This window comes from Mycobacterium sp. DL, assembly GCF_039729195.1.
Lineage (GTDB): Bacteria > Actinomycetota > Actinomycetes > Mycobacteriales > Mycobacteriaceae > Mycobacterium > Mycobacterium hippocampi_A.
Genome location: NZ_CP155796.1, coordinates 6,188,702 through 6,206,576 on the forward strand (window position 1 = coordinate 6,188,702; position 17,875 = coordinate 6,206,576).

Here is a 17,875-nt window from a genome sequence, read left to right on the forward strand (position 1 = left end):
CTTCGTTATTCACTGGCCGTGCGCGCACGACCGCGCGCCGTCTGAGTGCGTCGTGGCTTGGGCGAACCCTGTGGGGGCGGTACCGCGCCGAGCTTGTACGACTTGACCAGGTGATTCCAACTGCAGGTGCGACATACCTCCACCACGTGTACCGAGAACTCGTCGTAACGGGTGGCCAGCATGACCAGCTCCTCCGCGGTGCGGGCCGAACCCGACACCGCGCCGAGGTGATCACCGAACACCCACGACACCAGGGTCAGCTGTTCCTTGCGGCAGATCGGGCAGATCACCGAGCTCGACTTGCCGTGGAACTTGGCGGCCCGAAGCAGGTAGGGATTCGCGTCGCAGACCTCGGTGACGCCGGTGCGCCCCGAATAGACCTCGGCCAGCAGGGACCGGCGCCGCAGGGCGTAGTCCACCACCTGTCGCTGCAATCGCACGAGGACCAGAGTACGTCGGCGCCATGACCACCGAGGCGCGACCTGCGGCCGGTCCTCTCAAATCGAGAGTCAAGATCAAGGCTGGCCTGCGACATCACCGGGGGAACTCTTACGATCATCGACGTGGCTTCGGGCAGCTCAGCGCGACGTGGTGCAGGGACGCGCGCAAAGGACAGCGACCGCAACGACACCTGCCAGATCCTCGACACCGCGCTGGCGGAGGGCCAGCTGTCGATGGCCGAACACGGCGAGCGGGTCAAGAAGGCGACCACCGCTGCCACCCTGGGCGAGCTGCAGTCCCTGGTCTCCGATCTGCAGACCGCCAACTCGTCGGCGCCGGTCATCACCCGGGTGGTCAACCGGCGGGCGCCGGCCATCGGCAACGGCTGGGTCCTGCGTGCCGCGATGGCCGGCGTGCTGGTAGTGCTCGGAATCGCGATCGGCTGGGGCCCTACGGCAACACCCCGTCGCCGCTGAACTTCACCTCGGACCCGGGCGCCAAGTCCGACGGGGTTCCCGCCAAGGTGCTCACTCCGCCGCGGCAACTCCACTCGTTGGGCGGGCTGACCGGGCTGCTCGAGCAGATGCGGCAGAAGTGGGGTGACACCCGGGGGTACTCGCTGACCGTCTACCCGGATTACGCCGCTCTGCAGCGGCCCGACCCGGCCGACGACCGACGCGCGCTGCAGTACGTCTATCGCGGCGGCTGGGGTGACCCGTCGTCGTCGGCCAAGGATGACCGCGATGTGCTCGTCGACCTCGCCGCGTTCGATGTGCCGACCGTTGTCGGCATCATGCGCGGCGCCCCCGAGACACTGGGCATCAAGGCCGACGACGTCGACAACGTCTACCTGTCGATCGGCCCGAACAGTGACGAGACCGCCCCTCCGGGCGCCATTGACCTGGCTATTTATGTGTCCAGCGAGTTCGGCAGCGGCTACATCGAGCTGAACGGCGACGGCTCCGTCAAGCAGATCAACTACCCCAGCAACTGACACCTCCGCGTCATTTTCCCGCCACCGATATGACGGCGAATATATCGGCGCGATACACTTGCCCGACGTGTTGAGTCGTCGTAGCGACGATCGGTAGATGTGAGGAGGTGGCCCGAATGCTGGAACTGGCTGTTCTGGGTCTCCTCCAGGAATCCCCGATGCACGGCTACGAGCTGCGTAAACGTCTGACGGGTCTGCTCGGTGCGTTCCGCGCCTTTTCGTACGGTTCGCTCTACCCGGCGCTGCGGCGCATGCAGGCCGATGGCCTGATCGTCGAGGACGCCGCCCCCGAGGGCACCGTGAAGGTTCGCCGGGCCCGCCGCGTCTACCAGCTCACCGACGCCGGCAAGAAGCGCTTCACCGAACTGGTGGCCGACACCGGCCCACAGAACTTCTCCGACGACGGCTTCGGCGTCCACCTCGCATTCTTCAACCGCACTCCTGCCGAGGCGCGGATGAGAATCCTCGAGGGACGTCGTCGCCAGGTGGAGGAACGTCGAGAAGGCCTTCGTGAAGCCGTCGCGCGGGCAAGTAACTCGTTGGATCGCTACACCCGTCAGCTCCACCAGCTGGGTCTCGAGTCCAGCGAGCGAGAAGTCAAATGGCTCAACGAATTGATCGCGGCCGAGAAATCGGCGCAAGACCGCGCAGACCAGGCCTGACCGGGTCGAGTGCGTAATGAGTGATACAGCAATCGGAGTAGGACAAAGGGAGAAGTCGTCATGACCGCAAGCAATGACGTCCGGGTCGCGATCGTCGGCGTGGGCAACTGCGCGTCCTCGCTGGTGCAGGGCGTTCAGTACTACAAGGACGCAGACGAGAACGCCACCGTTCCCGGCCTGATGCACGTCAAGCTCGGCCAGTACCACGTGCGCGACGTGAAGTTCGTCGCCGCATTCGACGTGGACGCCAAGAAGGTCGGCTTCGACCTCTCCGAGGCCATCTTCGCCTCGGAGAACAACACCATCAAGATCGCCGACGTACCGCCGACCGACGTCGTCGTGCAGCGCGGACCGACCCTCGACGGCATCGGCAAGTACTACGCCGAGACGATCGAGATCTCCGACGTCGAGCCCGCCGATGTCGTCAAGGCGCTCAAAGACGCCAAGGTCGACGTCCTGGTGTCCTACCTGCCGGTGGGCTCCGAAGAGGCTGACAAGTTCTACGCCCAGTGCGCGATCGACGCCGGCGTGGCCTTCGTCAACGCCCTGCCCGTCTTCATCGCCTCGGATCCGGTGTGGGCCAAGAAGTTCGAAGACGCAGGCGTGCCGATCGTCGGCGACGACATCAAGAGCCAGGTCGGCGCCACCATCACCCACCGCGTGATGGCCAAGCTGTTCGAGGATCGTGGCGTGCAGCTCGACCGCACCATGCAGCTCAACGTCGGCGGCAACATGGACTTCCTCAACATGCTCGAGCGCTCGCGGCTGGAGTCGAAGAAGATCTCCAAGACCCAGGCCGTCACCAGCAATCTGCAGCGCGAGTTCAACACCAAAGACGTGCACATCGGCCCGTCCGACCACGTCGGCTGGCTCGACGACCGCAAGTGGGCCTACGTCCGTCTGGAAGGCCGCGCCTTCGGTGACGTGCCGCTGAACCTGGAGTACAAGCTCGAGGTGTGGGATTCGCCCAACTCGGCCGGCGTCATCATCGACGCGGTCCGTGCCGCGAAGATCGCGCTGGACCGTGGCATCGGTGGACCCGTCGAAGCCGCCTCGGCCTACCTGATGAAGAGCCCGCCGAAGCAGCTGGCCGACGACGTCGCGCGCGCCCAGCTGGAAGACTTCATCGAGGGCTAACCGCTTCCGCCGTCATCGACACTGCGGACAGGTCGGGATTCGCGAGAATCTCGGACCTGTCCGCAGTGTCGTTTCTGGGCACTCATCACGGATCCGGCATCAGGATCGTCGTCAGCATTCGTCTCCTTCGCCCAGGAGAGTTCTTGTGCGACAACCGGCTGTTGATGGCCTCGACGATTTCGCTGCGCATCTGATCCAGTTCCTCGTCGCTCAGCCACAGCGCCACCTGGCTGAACGAGGCGCGGTCGCGAACCACGTCGACGTCCGGACCGTCGAGGTATCGGTTGAAGTGCACCAGGAGCGTCGCGACAAACACCGTGAACGCCTGCCGATGCTCGTCGACAGTCATGGCGCGAAGTTCGTCATCGCCGACGACCGCGTTGGCGAAGTCGAGCTTGTAGCGCCGTTCGACGGCCCCGCGGACCCGCGTCTCGCTGACCACCGTGAGCACGCCGCCGTCCGCGAGCCTGCCGACATGTCGGTAGAGGGTGGCGACCGGCACGTCGGCGAGCAGCGCGCGGAGTTCCCCTGTGGTGAGTTCACCGCCATCGAGCAATGCCTGGACGACACGAAACCGGATGGGGTGCAGGAGGAGATCGGCGGACGCCACCTGACCAGTATCGCCTTCTGTTATATTATCAATATTGATAACGTATGACCGAGAGGAGATTTTTGTGGCGAAGATTCAGCGCACCGGCGCGTACCTCGACATCGTGCTGACACCCCTCGAGAAGTTGGCGGCGCTACACCGAGACATCCGAGTGCCCCTGGCATCCGTCACGGCCATCAACGTGGTCGAGCGGCCGTTGGACGAGGTGCAGGGCTTCCGTGCGCCGGGACTGCACATCCCGTCGCGCACCAAGATCGGCACATGGCGCGCCTCGGGGCGACGCACCTTCGCCGTCGCGCGGGCGCGGCAGGCCGCTGTCCGGATCGACCTCGACGAGGGCAAGTACCACACGTTGATCGTCAGCGTTCCGGACGCGGCAGCGGTCGCGGAGGACATCAGGACGGTCCCCGCGAAGCGCTGACGCCGGACCATTCTCGTCCGCCGGAATTGCATTCCAGCCGGAGAATCGCGAGAGAGTCTCTGCTGGAACGCAATTCCGGCGACATCAGAACCCGAAGCCGAGCTCCGCGGGAACGTCGACGGCGAACGCCGCGTCCAGCTTCGCGGCGAGCCCGGAGTCGTTGCACCGCAGTCGTTGTGCGGTCGCGAATGCCGACGCGCGGTGCGCGCCCAGATAAATGGAGCCGAGCACCGACAGGTCGGTGTGCACATCGGCGGGGGCATCGGTGGGCGCGCACCGCGCTCGGCCGCCGCTGACATCGAGTGCGAATCTTCCGCCGCCACCCAATACCGCATCGGCGATGTCGAGCACCACCGACACGTCCGCGGCATAACTGCGCGCCTGCAGCACCGTGGGAATGTCCAGCATCCGCAGCCACAGCCCGTCATCGACGCCGACGGTGCGCACCAGTCGCTGATCGGTCAACAGATACGGCAGCACCTCCCCCGGGTGGGATTCGACGGTGATCGTCGCCATCAGATCCATCCCGAGAAGGACCCGCCACAGGGCGATGTGCGCCTCCGGCGTGACAGCGGTGAGGTCGGTGATCTCGACGGTGCCCTTGCCCTCGCCGTCGTGGACGCGATAGAGCGCGAAGCCGTCGTCATGAAGCAGGCAGAAGAAGGCGCTGCCGCCGTGCCGCGAGTATTCGCGGTCAGCCAGCACCTCGTCCCACAGCCGGGGCGGGCTGTACAGGCCACCGGGGTTCTGCAACCGCCACCGCTCGAAGATGTCCTCGAGCTGCCCGCGGTGTTCGGCGAGGCGCACCACCCGGACGCCGCCGGGGTCGGGCACGTCGTCGTGGAACCGGGCCGTCCGCCGGTCGACGGACAGCCGATGCACCGCGGTGGCGGCGCCGTAGCCGAATCTGCCGTAGATGGCGGCTTCGCTGGCCTCCAGACCGGCGAGCGGATAACGCTTGGCCTCCATGCGGGCGTGCAACTCGTCGAACATGCCCCGCAGCGCGCCGCGCCGCCGATGCGTCGGTGCCACCGCAACCCACGACACTCCGGCCATCGGGAGCACCGCACCGCCGGGGACCGTCAGCCTCAGATCGAGAAACAGCGCCATCCCGACGACATCCGGTCCGTCGCACGCGACGACGGCACCGTCGGCGGGCATCATCGATCGCCACATCTCGGCGGTCTCCTGCGGTCGCCAGACCCCGAAACATGTTGCGCCAAGCAGCACCATGGCCGGCCAGTCCGCCTCCTGGGCGCCGCGGATCGTCAATGCAGTTGTGTGTGCCACCCTCCGACCGTGACACACGGGTACCCCCACTCGCACGTGAATATCAGCGGTACTGTCGCACCATGAGCGACGCCGATGACGAGCTGGCCGGCCTGTCGGAGTTCGTCTTCCTCAGGGAAAACGCCCGCCAGTCCGGGGTGACCGGTCCCCTGCCGAGCGCCACCCGCATCGACGCCGGCCCGGTCAGCGCACTCAAGTTCGGTGACGACGCGCCGCGGGTGGTGTTCCTGCACGGCGGCGGTCAGAACGCCCACACCTGGGACACCGTCATCATCGGTCTGGGCGTGCCCGCACTGGCGGTCGACCTGCCCGGGCACGGCCGTTCGGCGTGGCGCGAGGACGGTGACTACGGACCCAAGCTCAATGCGGACGCCGTCGAACCGGTGGTCCGCGACCTCGCCGGCGACGCCGATCTCGTCGTCGGAATGTCGCTCGGCGGACTGACAGCGATGCGGATGGCAGTAGCGGCCCCGGAACTCGTGCGCAACCTGGTGATGGTCGACGTCACGCCGTCGGCACCGGAACGCCACACCGAGATGACCGACGCCCAGAAGGGCACTGTTGCCTTGGTTCAGGGCGCGCGCACCTTCCCGACGTTCGACTCGATGCTCGAGGTCACCGTCGCTGCAGCGCCGCACCGTGACCGGGAATCGTTGCGGCGAGGTGTTTTCCACAACGCCAAACGCCTCGACGACGGGACCTGGACGTGGCGGTACGACTCCATCCGCAAGGGCGAGGGGTTCGAGAACCTGTGGGATGACGTGCCGCGGCTCACCACCCCCACCACGCTGATCCGCGGCGCCAACTCCTTCTTCGTCAACGACGAGGATGCCGCCGAGTTCGCCCGTGCCGCACCGGGTTTCCAGCAGATCCACATCGTCGAAGACTCCGGGCACTCGGTACAGAGCGACCAGCCGCGCGCTTTGGTCGAACTCCTGCGAGGAGTGCTCGGCGCCTAACGCGCGGCCGACTTGTCCTTGCGCCGCGGACGGGCCAGGAATATCGACCCGATCAGTGCCATCCCGTATGGCGGTGCCTGCGGCATCACGACGCGGTATCCGAGATCCTCGAGCAAGCCCAACTCCAGATCGCTGAACACCCGCACGATCAGACCCTTACCGGTCTGCGCGTTCATGATCTGCTGATCGTCGCCGGTGAAGGTGACATCGTCGAGGTGGGCGATCGAGCTTCCCGGCTCGAACGGCATCGGGGTGTAGAGGGGTACCAGCCCGCCGTGGGCCGCGATTGCATTCCTGCCCCCGAAGAACAAGCCGCCGTCCTCGCCGCCGAGTTTCGGGTCGTTGGCGGCGGGCCATCCGCCGAACAGCGTGAAGGGTCGCACTCCGCGGGCGGTCACGACGAATCTGTCGAAGTACGCCCGGTTCCTGTCGTCGTTCTCTCCTGGCGCGTCCAGCGAGGAGAGGAACCCGAATGAGTGCATCAGCTCGTGGATCGCCGTCGACACGAAGTCGTATTCATCGTCCGAGACGGTCTCACCCAAGCCCCACTCGTAGTCCTTGAAATTCCAGGTGATCTCACCATCTGCTGTCGATCCGTTCGCGTCTCGACCGGTCTGCAGCTTGTACTGGACCACCGTGGGCCAGTACCCCGGCAGCTCGGAGATGTACGGGCTGAATGCCGAAGCGAGGCTGCCCTCCTGGAGCTCGACGTTGACGTCGTAGGACAGCGTCACCGCCCTGTCGACCCGGAAGTACTCCTGAAGTCGGCTCGCCACTTGTTGCAACGCTTCTCGCCGCTCATCGGTCCAGCCGTCGCCGGTGAAGGCGAAGTCGAACGTGATCGCCCCCTGGTTGATCAGGTTGGTGGAGCGCGTCCCGATCGGGCGTAGGAGGTTCAGCAAGTTGATGTGCAAGCCGACGTCGATCGCGCGGACGGAGAAGGTGTCGACACCGTCGAATTCCGCATCCGGTGTGTAGGTGTAGGTCCCGTCGGCGTTGATGACCACCGAGCCCTGCCGGGGTCCGCGGATCAGTCGGTAGACGATGGCGTCACCCTCGGCGTCGACTCCATTGATGTCGCCGGTGATGGGGCCACTCACCAAGCCGCTCAGCTGAATCGGTGCGACCGTCGGTGCCTGGTTGAACAGCCCGCGCCGCATCGCCAAGAACGAAGCGGTCAGTTCCTCCTTTCTCTCATCGCTGACATCCAACGACTCGACCCACGCCTCATGTCTGGTTGTCCAGTTGGTCATGATCTCTGCGACAACGTCGTTCCAGGTCCGCCGCGGAGCCAGCCACGGCGGCGCGGGGACCGGATCGGCAGCCGACTCGACCGCGTCCGTGACGGCGGCGCTGGTCAGTTCGACCGCGGCGGGTTCTGTCAGCAGCGACGCGTGGGCCCTTTCGTCGGTGGCGTCCTCCAGCCTTTGAGGGACATCTGCGGTGGATACGCTGTGGGACGCGCCATCGCCGCTGTCGTGGGTAGCGGTGTCCTCATCATCAGTGTCGGTGTCACTGTCGGCGTCGGCGTCGGCGTCGGCGTCGGTATCGGTGTCACTGTCGGCGTCAGCGTCCGCGTCGGCGGCACTGTCGGCGTAGGGGTCACTGTCGGCGTCGGGGTCACTGTCGGTGTCGGCGGCAGTGTCGGCATCGGCATCACTCTCGGTGTCGGCGTCCACCTCTCGTGTGTCCCGTTTCGTCACGCGGCCGGCTGCGCTGGAAGTGTCTGAGGACACAGACGAGTCGTTCGTGTTTGCCGATGCGACGCCGATCTCCGGCGTCATCAGCGAAAAGCCCAGCAAAGCCGCACCCATCCCCGCCGACGCCAACCCGGCCTGGAGCCATCGCCTGACCGCGAAGTTCTCGGACCGGCGCGTGTGCCGAGATTTCCTCCGCGACAATTGATCTTGATTCTCGCCCATCACACTTGACCCCCCGGCTAGGCTTTGCTGCACAGTATCCCGAGGGGAGCGGATCGCATTGGCAAACGTGCTCACCAGTTATCCCTTACCACTGTGGCGGGGCCGCGCGCATGGTGACTGCGGTCGACTGCTGTTCACCTTCTGCTTGCCTTTTGATTGCCCTGCTGCCGTAACTTCTCGCGGGTCCGGCCGCCCAGCCCCCGGCCGAAGACGTGTCGGAAGGAACAGGAACTCATGGCGCTTGTGCCGCTGAATCTCTTTGTCGCTCACAACGGGAAGTCCAAGCGACAGCACGTGACCTGCGTCTACAAGTGTGGTGATGCGTGCTCGAAACCGGTTCCGAACCGCAGCGACAACGAATACTTCGGCGATGTCGTCAAATCGGTGTCTCGGCGCTCGATGCTGCAGGCCGGCGGCGTCGCCGTGCTGGCCGTGGGTGCGGGTTCGGTGTTGGCTGCCTGCTCCCAGGATTCCGCACCGGTAGCCACCTCGACGACGTCCACCGCGCCCGCCGAACCACCACCGGGCATGGACTTCGCCTCCGTCGCACCCAACAGCGACGACGCGGTCATCATCCCGGACGGTTACCGGCAGTCGGTGGTCATCGGCTGGGGTGACCCCGTCCTGCCCGATGCGCCGCAGTTCGACATCGCCAACCAGACAGGTGCCGCGCAACGCCAGCAGTTCGGCTTCAACAACGACTTCGCCGGATTGCTGCCGATCCCAGGGCAGCAGAATCGCTTCCTGCTCGTCACCAACTTCGAGTACGTCTCACCGCAGTTCATGTTCGCCGGCTACAACGCCGACGCCCCCACCCGGGAGCAGTTCGACGTCGAGATCGCCGCGATCGGCATGGGCGTCGTCGAGGTCGAGCGCACCCCCGAGGGCCTGCGGCCCGTCATGGGCACCTACAACCGTCGCATCACCGCCGACTCACCGATGACCCTGACGGGGCCGGCGGCCGGCAGCGACTTCGTCAAGACACCCGCCGACCCGACCGGCCGCACGGTCGCGGGCACCTTCGCCAACTGCGCCGGGGGCGTCACCCCCTGGGGCACAGTGCTCTCCGGTGAGGAGAACTTCCAGGACTACTTCGGTGCCGCCGACGGCGCTGCCGCGCCTGGCCCGGTTGATGCCGACCGACTGGACCGCTACGGCGTGTCGATGGAACCCAGTGAGCTCAAATGGGAGACATTCGACCCCCGGTTCGACCTCACCCGGACGCCGAACGAGCCGAACCGCTTCGGGTACGTCGTGGAACTCAACCCGTGGGACCCGAACTCCACCCCGATCAAGCACTCCGCGCTGGGACGGCTCAAGCACGAGGGTGCCAACATCTACATCACCGACGATGGCACCGTTGTCGCCTACACGGGCGACGACGAACGCTTCGACTACATGTACAAGTTCGTCTCGGCCAAGAAGATGCAGCCCGGAACCGATCCCGCGGCGATGGCGTACAACATGACGCTGCTCGACGAGGGCACGCTGTACGTCGCCAAGCTCTCCAGTGACATCCCGGCGTCCGAGATCGACGGCTCCGGCACGCTTCCCGCCTCGGGCAGCTTCATGGGGACCGGGACCTGGATCCCGTTGCTGCGCAGCGGGCCCGACGGTCAGGCCGAGTCGCTTGTGGCCGGCGTGACCGCCCAGGAAGCCGCGGTGTTCACCCGGATGGCGGCGGACAAGGCCGGCGCAACGAAGATGGACCGGCCCGAGGATTTTGAGGCCAATCCCACAACCGGCAAGGTCTACGTCGCGTTGACCAACAACGACGTGCGCGGGGTGGACGGCGAGCCGGGACCCGACGCCGCCAACCCCCGCAACGACAACAAGAGCGGCCAGGTCCTCGAGATCACCGACGACCACGCAGGCACGAGCTTCACCTGGGACCTGCTGTTGGTCTGCGGGGATCCGGCGGCCGCCGATACGTACTACGGCGGTTTCGACAAGACCAAGGTCAGTCCGATCTCCTGCCCGGACAACCTGGCCTTCGACAGCCACGGCAACCTGTGGATCTCCACCGACGGCAACGCCCTCGACTCCAACGACGGCCTGTTCGCCGTCGCACTCGAGGGGCCGAACCGCGGCGAGACGAAACAGTTCCTGACTGTGCCTCTCGGTGCCGAGACGTGCGGGCCGGTGATCACCGATGATCTGGTCACCGTGTGCGTGCAACACCCGGGCGAGAACGACGACAACAGCATCGACAACCCGCTGTCGCGCTGGCCCGAAGGCGGTAACGGCACCGCGCGGCCCGCGGTCGTGGCGGTGTGGAAAGACGGCGGCCAGATCGGCGTGTAGCGCGGCGCGCCTAACGTGGAGCCATGACCTCTTCCACTGACCGTCCCGTCCGTATCGGCGTCCAACTTCAGCCTCAGCACGCGCCGCAGTACAGCCACCTGCGCGACGCGCTGCGTCGCTGTGAGGACATCGGCGTCGATGTCGCCTTCAACTGGGATCACTTCTTCCCGCTTTACGGCGACCCGGACGGCGCTCACTACGAGTGCTGGACGATGCTGGGCGCCTGGGCCGAGCAGACTTCGCGCATCGAGATCGGCGCGCTCGTCACGTGCAACTCCTACCGCAACCCCGAACTGCTCGCCGACATGGCCCGCACCGTCGACCACATCTCCGACGGCCGGCTCATCCTCGGTCTCGGATCCGGTTGGAAGCAGAAGGATTACGACGAGTACGGCTACGAGTTCGGGACCGCGGGCAGCCGGCTCGACGACCTTGCCGAGGCCATGCCGCGCATCGAGTCGAGACTGAGCAAGCTCAACCCGCAGCCGCTGCGCGACATCCCGGTCCTGATCGGCGGCGGCGGCGAACGTAAGACGCTTCGCCTGGTGGCCGAATACGCCGACATCTGGCACTCGTTCTCCGACCGTGAAAGCTACCCGCACAAGGCCGACGTGCTCGCCCGCCACTGCGCCGACGTCGGCCGCGACCCGGCGCTCATCGAGCACTCGGCAGGAGCCAACGGCAAAGATCTGGACTCGCTGCTCGCGGACGCCGACGCACTGGCCGGCCTCGGCGTCACGATGCTGACGGTCGGCGTCAACGGACCCGACTACGACCTTTCCCAGGCCGAAGCTCTGTGTCGTTGGCGGGACCGGCGCGTCGCCGGCTGAACCCGCCGAAGCGCTCCGGGGACTCCGGCGCCGTGAGAGACTGGCGCCGCCATGCCCAAGAAGTATGGGGTCAAAGAGAAAGACCTCGTGGTCTCGCACGTCGTCAATCTGGTCCTGACCGGCAAGCTCCGGTCGGGAGATCGATTGGACCGCAACGAGATCGCGCACGAGCTCGGACTCAGTAGGGTGCCGGTGCAGGAAGCGGTCGTGCAGCTCGAGCACGACGGAATCCTGTCCACTCAATATCACCGCGGCGCCTTCGTCGAGCGGTTCGACGAGGCGACGGTGCGCGAGCATCACGAGCTCTACGGTCTGCTGAGCGGAACCGCGTCCGCGCGGGCAGCCGCCGCCGCGGACCCGATGATCACTGCGGAGCTCGCCGAGCTGTTGTCGCTGATGGGCGGCGGCAGGGACTCCCGGCTGTTCGATCACCATGCCCGGCGGTTCCGCGGGGTCGTCAACACCGAGTACGCGGGCCCTCGGCTGCAGGCAGCCATCGACTCGTCGCAGACCTTGATTCCGCCGGCTTTCTGGGCCGGCTACCTCGAGCACCGTGATGCGCTGCTGCCGTCCTATGAGGCGGAGTTGAACGCGATCCGAGAGGGCCGGCCGGAGGCAGCGCGGGCCGCATGCATGCAGCGTTCGGACACGATGGCGCAGATCCTGCTCTCGGAGCTGGTGCGGCGCGGGGTGCTGTGCGCGTTGCGCGCCGAGTGACCGGAGACCGTCGGCCCCGGGCAAAGACTCTCCAAAAGTTTATTGCGCTATAACTGTCGTCCGCGCAACTTCACAGCAAGGCAGAGGTTAGACTGGCTGATTATGGTGGAGGCCGAACCGCAGGTCAGCGAGCTCGCAGGTGAACTGCAGCGTGTGCTCTCCAAGGTGCTGTCTGTTCTCCGGCACACCGGCAGGACATCCACCACCGGAGATCTGACCCTGGCCCAGCTGTCCATCCTGCTCACCCTGCTCGACCAGGGCCCCATCCGGATGACCGATCTGGCCGCCCACGAGCGGGTCCGCACACCCACCACCACGGTGGCCATCCGCAGGCTCGAGAAGCTGGGGCTGGTCAAACGCTCCCGCGATCCCTCCGACCTGAGAGCGGTGCTGGTCGACATCACCCCCGAGGGGCACGCTCAACACCGGGATGCGCTGGCCTCCAGGCAGGCTCATCTCGCCGCGCTGCTCAGCAAGCTCAGCGAAGAGGAACTCGACGCGCTGGCCAAGGGGCTGGCCCCGCTCGAGCGGATCGCCGAGTAGCTCCTCAGCCCAACCAGTCCAGCACCGCGGCCGCGGTCCAGGACTGCTGCATGCTGCCCAGCGGCTCCCCGGTGAACGGCTCGTAATACTCGGCGAAAGTGCCGTCGCTGGCCTGACGCAAACCCTCCCGGCGCAGGGCCGCCGAACGCTCAGCCCACCCGCGCCTGGCGAAACACCACGAGAACAACCACGTCATCACCGGCCACACCGGGCCGCGCCAGTACTCACGCGGGCGGAAGTCGCGCGACACCGGCGACGTCGACGGGATCAGCGCGTAGGCCAGGTCCGGGTGGCCGCAGAACCGCGGGCCTTCCAGCAGCCGCAGCAGCGCCCGCTCGCGATCGTGCGGGAGGCCCCCGCAGAGCAGCGGCGCGAACTGCGCCACGGTTTCGGTGGCGATCCACCTGTCGGCTCGGACGTCGAAATCCTTTGCCGCGCCGGTACGTTGGTCGGTCGTGGCGATGACTCCGCCGCGGAACCGGTCGGCCCACGCATACAGATCCTTGACGTCGGCGTGCGGGCGTTTGTGGTCTTCGCCGATCTCGGCCAGTACCTGACACGCCACCGACAGGATGGCGGAGACGAAGACGTCCTCGACGGCGAAGCTGACCGACTTCGACAGCAGTTCGTCGTCGTAGCGGGCGGTCTTCATCTCCTCGACCAGCCACAGGTACCGGTCGTACTCCAGGTCGCTGGGCCGCTGAGTGGCGTCGGTGTTGATCTTGTTGTCCTCACGCTGATACTCCGGCACCTCGCCGGGAATCACGTTGGCGTAAGCGCTGTCCCATCGCGGGGAGTTGTCCATCCCCGACTCCCAGCCGTGGTAGACGGTGACGCGGCCGTGTTCGTTCTGATCACGGCATTCCGCCAACCAGCGATGCCACGAAACCAGGTCGTCCCATCGCCGGTCCAGGAAGGACTCGGCGACTGCGCGGGTGGATCGGCCGCGGGTGCGGGCGTGGTCGAGGATGCGCTGTACCGCGATGGCGTGCACGGGCGGTTGCGTGATGCCGGAGGTGTGGCGGGCGCGCGGCGCATCGGCCGACAACGCTGAACACGCCCACCTTGCCGGCCCGGGAAAGTAGCCGTCGGCACCGTTGGCGAACACGATGTGCGGGATCATGCCGTTACGCCACTGCGCCGAGAGCAACGTGTCGAGTTCGACGACGGCCCGCTCCACCGACAGCGGCGCGAGCCCGATCGACACGAAGGCGGCGTCCCAGCTCCACATGTGGGGGTACAGCAACGGCGCCGCGGTGGTCATCACACCGAGGTCGTTTCCGCGCAGCAGATACGCGGCGCGGGCCGCGAGTTGCGTGGGGGCGAAGCTGGGGTCGTGGGGCATCGCCTCCCATGATGCGACTTCTCGGGCCGACTTGCAGTGTCGGTAGGGTTCGAGGGTGCCGACCGCGATGATCACAGGGGCCACCGGAGGGCTGGGAACCGCCCTCGCCGAGGCATTGGCCCCGACACACACCCTGCTGCTGGCCGGGCGGCCCTCGTCGCGCCTGGACGCCGTCGCCGAGCGTTTCGGCGCCACCACCTGGCCCGTCGATCTGGCCGATCCGGACTCGATGGCCGCCGTCGTCGAACCCCTGGTGGAACTCGACGTGCTGATCCACAACGCCGGGGTGGCCTATCCCGGCCGGGTCGCCGAATCCACGGTCGACGAATGGCGAGCCACCATGGCGGTCAACCTGATTGGGGCAGTCGCCCTCACACTGGAGTTGCTGCCCGCGCTGCGTGCCGCCGAGGGGCACGTGGTGTTCATCAACTCGGGTTCCGGGATCAACGCGTCCGCCGGGCTGGCGTCCTACACGGCCAGCAAGTTCGCATTGCGCGGATTCGCGGACTCGCTGCGCAACGACGAACCCGCCCTGCGCGTGACGTCGGTGCACCCGGGGCGGATCGCGACGGCGATGCAGGAGGACCTCGTCGCCTACGAGGGCCGCGAGTACGACCCCGCACAGTTCCTGAGCCCGGAGACCGTCGCCAAGGTCACCGTCGACGCGATCAACACCCCGCGCGACGGCCATGTCCGCGAGGTCATCGTCCGCCCCCGGTGACCGTGATCTCCGGGAGGACTACAGGACGACGTTGACGAGGCGGCCCGCGACGACGATCACCTTCTTGGGCGTCCTGCCGTCGATGAACGCGACGACCTTCTCCTCCGCCAGCGCGGCAGCCTCCACGGTGGCGGTGTCAGCGTCGGCCGCCACCGTGACGCGGCCGCGGACCTTGCCGTTGACCTGTACCGGGTACTCGACGGTGTCCTCGACCAGGTACTGCTCATCGGCGACCGGGAACGGGCCGTGCGCCAGCGAGGTGCCGTGGCCCAGTCGGGTCCACAGCTCCTCGGCCAGATGCGGGGCAAGCGGGGCGACCATCAAGACGAGGGGTTCCAGCGCCGCGCGCGCGGTCACCGCCTGCTTGGTCAGATGGTTGGTGTACTCGATGAGCTTGGCGGCCGCGGTGTTGTTGCGCAGCGCGGCGTAATCGTCGGCCGTGCCGGCGATGGTGCGGTGGAGCAGTCGCAGCGTCTCCTCGTCGAGTGCGTCGTCGGTGACCCGGGCCGCGCCGGTCTCTTCGTCCACGACCAACCGCCACACCCGCTGCAGGAACCGGTGCGCGCCGACGACATCCTTGGTCGCCCACGGACGTGACGCCTCGATCGGTCCCATCGACATCTCGTACACCCGCAGCGTGTCGGCACCGTAGTTGTCGCAGATCTCGTCGGGCGACACCGAGTTCTTGAGGCTCTTGCCGATCTTGCCGAACTCCTGATTGACCTCGATCTCGCCGTCGGGGCCGGGCCAGTAGAACGTGCCGTCCCGCTCGACGACCTCGGCCGCCGGAACGTAGGCACCGCGGGCATCGGTGTAGGCGAACGCCTGGATGTAGCCCTGGTTCACCAGCCGGCGATAGGGCTCACGCGAGCTCACGTAGCCGAGGTCGAACAGCACCTTGTGCCAGAACCGCGAGTACAGCAGGTGCAGCACCGCGTGCTCGACGCCGCCCACGTAGAGGTCCACACCGCCCGGGTCGTCGGGCCCGTGCTCGGCCGGCCGCGGGCCCATCCAGTACGCCTCGTTCTCCTTGGCGCACAACTCTTCTTCGTTGTACGGATCGGTGTAGCGCAGCTCGTACCAGGAACTGCCCGCCCACTGCGGCATCACGTTGGTGTCGCGGGTGTAGGGCTTGAGGCCGTCGCCGAGGTCGAGTTCGACGTTGACCCAGTCGATGACCTTCCCCAGCGGGGGCGAGGGCTCGCTGTCGGCGTCGTCGGGATCGAACGACACCGGCGAATAGTCCGGTACGTCAGGCAGTTCCACGGGCAGCAGCGACTCCGGCAGCCCGTGAGCGCGGCCCGTGGCGTCGTACACCACCGGGAACGGCTCGCCCCAGTACCGCTGCCTGGCGAACAGCCAGTCACGCAGCTTGTATTCGACCCGCTCCTGTCCGCGGCCGTCGGCGATCAGCCGCTCCGTGATGGCCGCCTTGGCGGCGGGGACGTCCATGCCGTTCAGGAAACCGGAGTTGACCAGTTCCCCGTCGCCGCTGTAGGCCTCTTGCGAAACATTGCCGCCGGCAACAACTTCCACGATCGGGAGGCCGAACTCGGTGGCGAAGTCCCAGTCGCGCTGGTCGCCGCTGGGCACCGCCATGATCGCGCCCGTGCCGTAGCCGGCCAGCACATAGTCGGCGATGAACACCGGAATCTGTTGCCTATTGGCAGGATTCGTCGCATAGGCGCCGACGAACACCCCGGTCTTGGATTTGTTCTCCTGACGCTCCAGGTCGGACTTGGCGCGGATCGCCGCACGGTAGGTCGCCACCGCCTCGGCCGGCGTCGGCGCACCGAAGGTCCATCGCGCATCCACGTCGGCGGGCCACTCCTCGGCGACCAGGTCATCGACCAGTTCGTGTTCGGGAGCCAGCACCATGTACGTCGCGCCGAACAGCGTGTCCGGGCGGGTGGTGAACACCTCGATGTCACCCGCGTCGGTACCGAACAGGACGGCGGCGCCCGTGGAACGGCCGATCCAGTTGCGCTGCATGGTCTTGACCTTCTCCGGCCAGTCCAGCACGTCGAGATCCTCGAGCAGCCGGTCGGAGTAGGCGGTGATCCGCATCATCCACTGGCGCAAGCGTTTCCGGAACACCGGAAAATTGCCGCGCTCACTGCGGCCGTCCGCGGTGACTTCCTCGTTCGCCAGCACCGTGCCCAGCCCCGGGCACCAGTTCACCACCGAGTCGGCGAGGTAGACCAGGCGGTGGGCGTCGACCACATCCGCGCGGGCCGCGGCGTCGAGCTCCGACCACTGCCGTCCATCGCCCACGGACCGGGTCCCGGCCTCGAACTCGGCGACCAGTTCGGCGACCGGACGCGCCTTGCCCGCGGCCGTGTCGAACCATGCGTTGAAGATCTGCAGGAAGATCCACTGCGTCCACTTGTAGTAGTCCACATCGGTGGTGGAAAAGCTCCGCCGCGAATCGTGGCCGAGGCCCAACCTGCCCAGCTGTCGACGGAAGTTGACGATGTTGGCCTCGGTTCGGGTGCGCGGATGCGTGCCGGTCTGGATCGCGTACTGCTCGGCCGGCAAACCGAAAGCGTCAAACCCCAAGGCGTGCAGCACATTACGGCCGGTCATCCGGTAGTACCGCGCGTACACGTCGGTCGCGATGTATCCCAGCGGATGCCCGACGTGCAGTCCCTCGCCGGACGGGTACGGGAACATGTCCTGGACGAACATCTTGTCGGCAGGTACCGAAGCGCCGTCTGCGGGGGCCAGCGAGCCGACCGGGTTGGCGACGTCGAAGGTCCCCGACTGCACCCACCGCTGCTGCCACGACTGCTCGATCTCCCCCGCCAGCTGCGCGGTGTAGCGGTGCTGCGGGGTGTCTGCGGCGGCGGCCGGAGGCGCGGACGAGTGCTCGCGCGAGGACTGAGTCGGCGTTTCGGTCACGCCACCAGGGTATAAGCCCGCCGATCGCCGATTTCCCGGCGTCGGGTTGGTCTCGGTTCCGTTGCGGATGCATCAGGG

General features: G+C 66.8%; 16 protein-coding genes and 1 pseudogene. 11 read left to right on the forward strand and 6 right to left on the reverse strand.

From position 1 onward, the window contains the following. Positions 1-5 precede the first annotated feature (5 nt). Positions 6-440, reverse strand: a complete 435-nt coding sequence (locus ABDC78_RS29480; RefSeq protein ID WP_178357743.1) for a DUF5318 family protein — start codon at positions 438-440, stop codon at positions 6-8. 123 nt (positions 441-563) lie between these two features. On the opposite strand from ABDC78_RS29480, the pseudogene ABDC78_RS29485 reads away from it, so the two are divergent. From ABDC78_RS29485 to ABDC78_RS29495, 3 genes and pseudogenes are all read left to right on the forward strand, one after another. Continuing rightward, positions 564-1,435 (forward strand): annotated as a pseudogene (locus ABDC78_RS29485) (DUF1707 domain-containing protein). Between the two features lie 116 nt (positions 1,436-1,551). Next, a complete protein-coding gene (locus tag ABDC78_RS29490) occupies positions 1,552-2,097 on the forward strand; it encodes a PadR family transcriptional regulator (RefSeq protein WP_178357744.1) in 546 nt (181 codons plus the stop codon). Between the two features lie 60 nt (positions 2,098-2,157). After that, entirely contained in the window at positions 2,158-3,234 is a 1,077-nt protein-coding gene (locus ABDC78_RS29495) for an inositol-3-phosphate synthase (RefSeq protein ID WP_178357745.1), read from the forward strand. An 85-nt stretch (positions 3,235-3,319) separates the two neighbouring features. Here the strand turns inward: ABDC78_RS29495 and ABDC78_RS29500 are convergent, their stop codons facing one another. Then, on the reverse strand, positions 3,320-3,844 hold the full coding sequence (locus ABDC78_RS29500) for a helix-turn-helix domain-containing protein (RefSeq protein ID WP_178357746.1): 525 nt from the start codon (positions 3,842-3,844) through the stop codon (positions 3,320-3,322). 64 nt (positions 3,845-3,908) lie between these two features. On the opposite strand from ABDC78_RS29500, the gene ABDC78_RS29505 reads away from it, so the two are divergent. Next, positions 3,909-4,265, forward strand: a complete 357-nt coding sequence (locus ABDC78_RS29505; RefSeq protein WP_178357747.1) for a hypothetical protein — start codon at positions 3,909-3,911, stop codon at positions 4,263-4,265. Positions 4,266-4,349: 84 nt separating this feature from the next. Here the strand turns inward: ABDC78_RS29505 and ABDC78_RS29510 are convergent, their stop codons facing one another. Beyond that, positions 4,350-5,498 carry an enhanced intracellular survival protein Eis gene (locus ABDC78_RS29510; protein WP_347133551.1) on the reverse strand — a complete coding sequence of 383 codons (1,149 nt, stop codon included), beginning with the start codon at positions 5,496-5,498 and terminating at the stop codon, positions 4,350-4,352. Between the two features lie 119 nt (positions 5,499-5,617). Here ABDC78_RS29510 and ABDC78_RS29515 point away from each other — a divergent pair, with 119 nt between their 5' ends. Continuing rightward, positions 5,618-6,514, forward strand: coding sequence for an alpha/beta hydrolase (locus tag ABDC78_RS29515; RefSeq protein ID WP_178357749.1), 897 nt, complete (start codon positions 5,618-5,620; stop codon positions 6,512-6,514). Here ABDC78_RS29515 and ABDC78_RS29520 read toward each other — a convergent pair. Continuing rightward, positions 6,511-8,193 (reverse strand): Ig-like domain-containing protein, encoded by a 1,683-nt coding sequence (locus ABDC78_RS29520; protein WP_347133277.1) that lies wholly within the window; start codon positions 8,191-8,193, stop codon positions 6,511-6,513. The two genes, ABDC78_RS29515 and ABDC78_RS29520, sit on opposite strands and share 4 nt — an antisense overlap. 7 nt (positions 8,194-8,200) lie before the next feature. On the opposite strand from ABDC78_RS29520, the gene ABDC78_RS29525 reads away from it, so the two are divergent. From ABDC78_RS29525 to ABDC78_RS29545, 5 genes are all read left to right on the forward strand, one after another. Next, entirely contained in the window at positions 8,201-8,419 is a 219-nt protein-coding gene (locus ABDC78_RS29525; protein WP_347133278.1) for a hypothetical protein, read from the forward strand. A 251-nt stretch (positions 8,420-8,670) separates the two neighbouring features. After that, the gene (locus ABDC78_RS29530) at positions 8,671-10,740 is read left to right on the forward strand and encodes a PhoX family phosphatase (RefSeq protein WP_178357751.1); all 2,070 of its coding nucleotides are present in this window, start codon (positions 8,671-8,673) and stop codon (positions 10,738-10,740) included. 23 nt (positions 10,741-10,763) lie between these two features. Then, positions 10,764-11,570, forward strand: a complete 807-nt coding sequence (locus ABDC78_RS29535; protein WP_178357752.1) for an LLM class F420-dependent oxidoreductase — start codon at positions 10,764-10,766, stop codon at positions 11,568-11,570. A gap of 51 nt (positions 11,571-11,621) precedes the next feature. Further along, on the forward strand, positions 11,622-12,287 hold the full coding sequence (locus ABDC78_RS29540; RefSeq protein WP_178357753.1) for a GntR family transcriptional regulator: 666 nt from the start codon (positions 11,622-11,624) through the stop codon (positions 12,285-12,287). A gap of 102 nt (positions 12,288-12,389) precedes the next feature. Beyond that, the gene (locus ABDC78_RS29545; RefSeq protein ID WP_178357754.1) at positions 12,390-12,830 is read left to right on the forward strand and encodes a MarR family transcriptional regulator; all 441 of its coding nucleotides are present in this window, start codon (positions 12,390-12,392) and stop codon (positions 12,828-12,830) included. 4 nt (positions 12,831-12,834) lie between these two features. Here the strand turns inward: ABDC78_RS29545 and ABDC78_RS29550 are convergent, their stop codons facing one another. After that, positions 12,835-14,175 carry a glycogen debranching protein gene (locus ABDC78_RS29550; RefSeq protein ID WP_178357755.1) on the reverse strand — a complete coding sequence of 447 codons (1,341 nt, stop codon included), beginning with the start codon at positions 14,173-14,175 and terminating at the stop codon, positions 12,835-12,837. A 55-nt stretch (positions 14,176-14,230) separates the two neighbouring features. On the opposite strand from ABDC78_RS29550, the gene ABDC78_RS29555 reads away from it, so the two are divergent. Next, positions 14,231-14,896 (forward strand): SDR family oxidoreductase, encoded by a 666-nt coding sequence (locus ABDC78_RS29555; protein ID WP_347133279.1) that lies wholly within the window; start codon positions 14,231-14,233, stop codon positions 14,894-14,896. Positions 14,897-14,914: 18 nt separating this feature from the next. Here the strand turns inward: ABDC78_RS29555 and leuS are convergent, their stop codons facing one another. Beyond that, positions 14,915-17,797 (reverse strand): leucine--tRNA ligase, encoded by a 2,883-nt coding sequence (leuS, locus tag ABDC78_RS29560; protein WP_178357756.1) that lies wholly within the window; start codon positions 17,795-17,797, stop codon positions 14,915-14,917. Between the last annotated feature and the right edge of the window lie 78 nt (positions 17,798-17,875).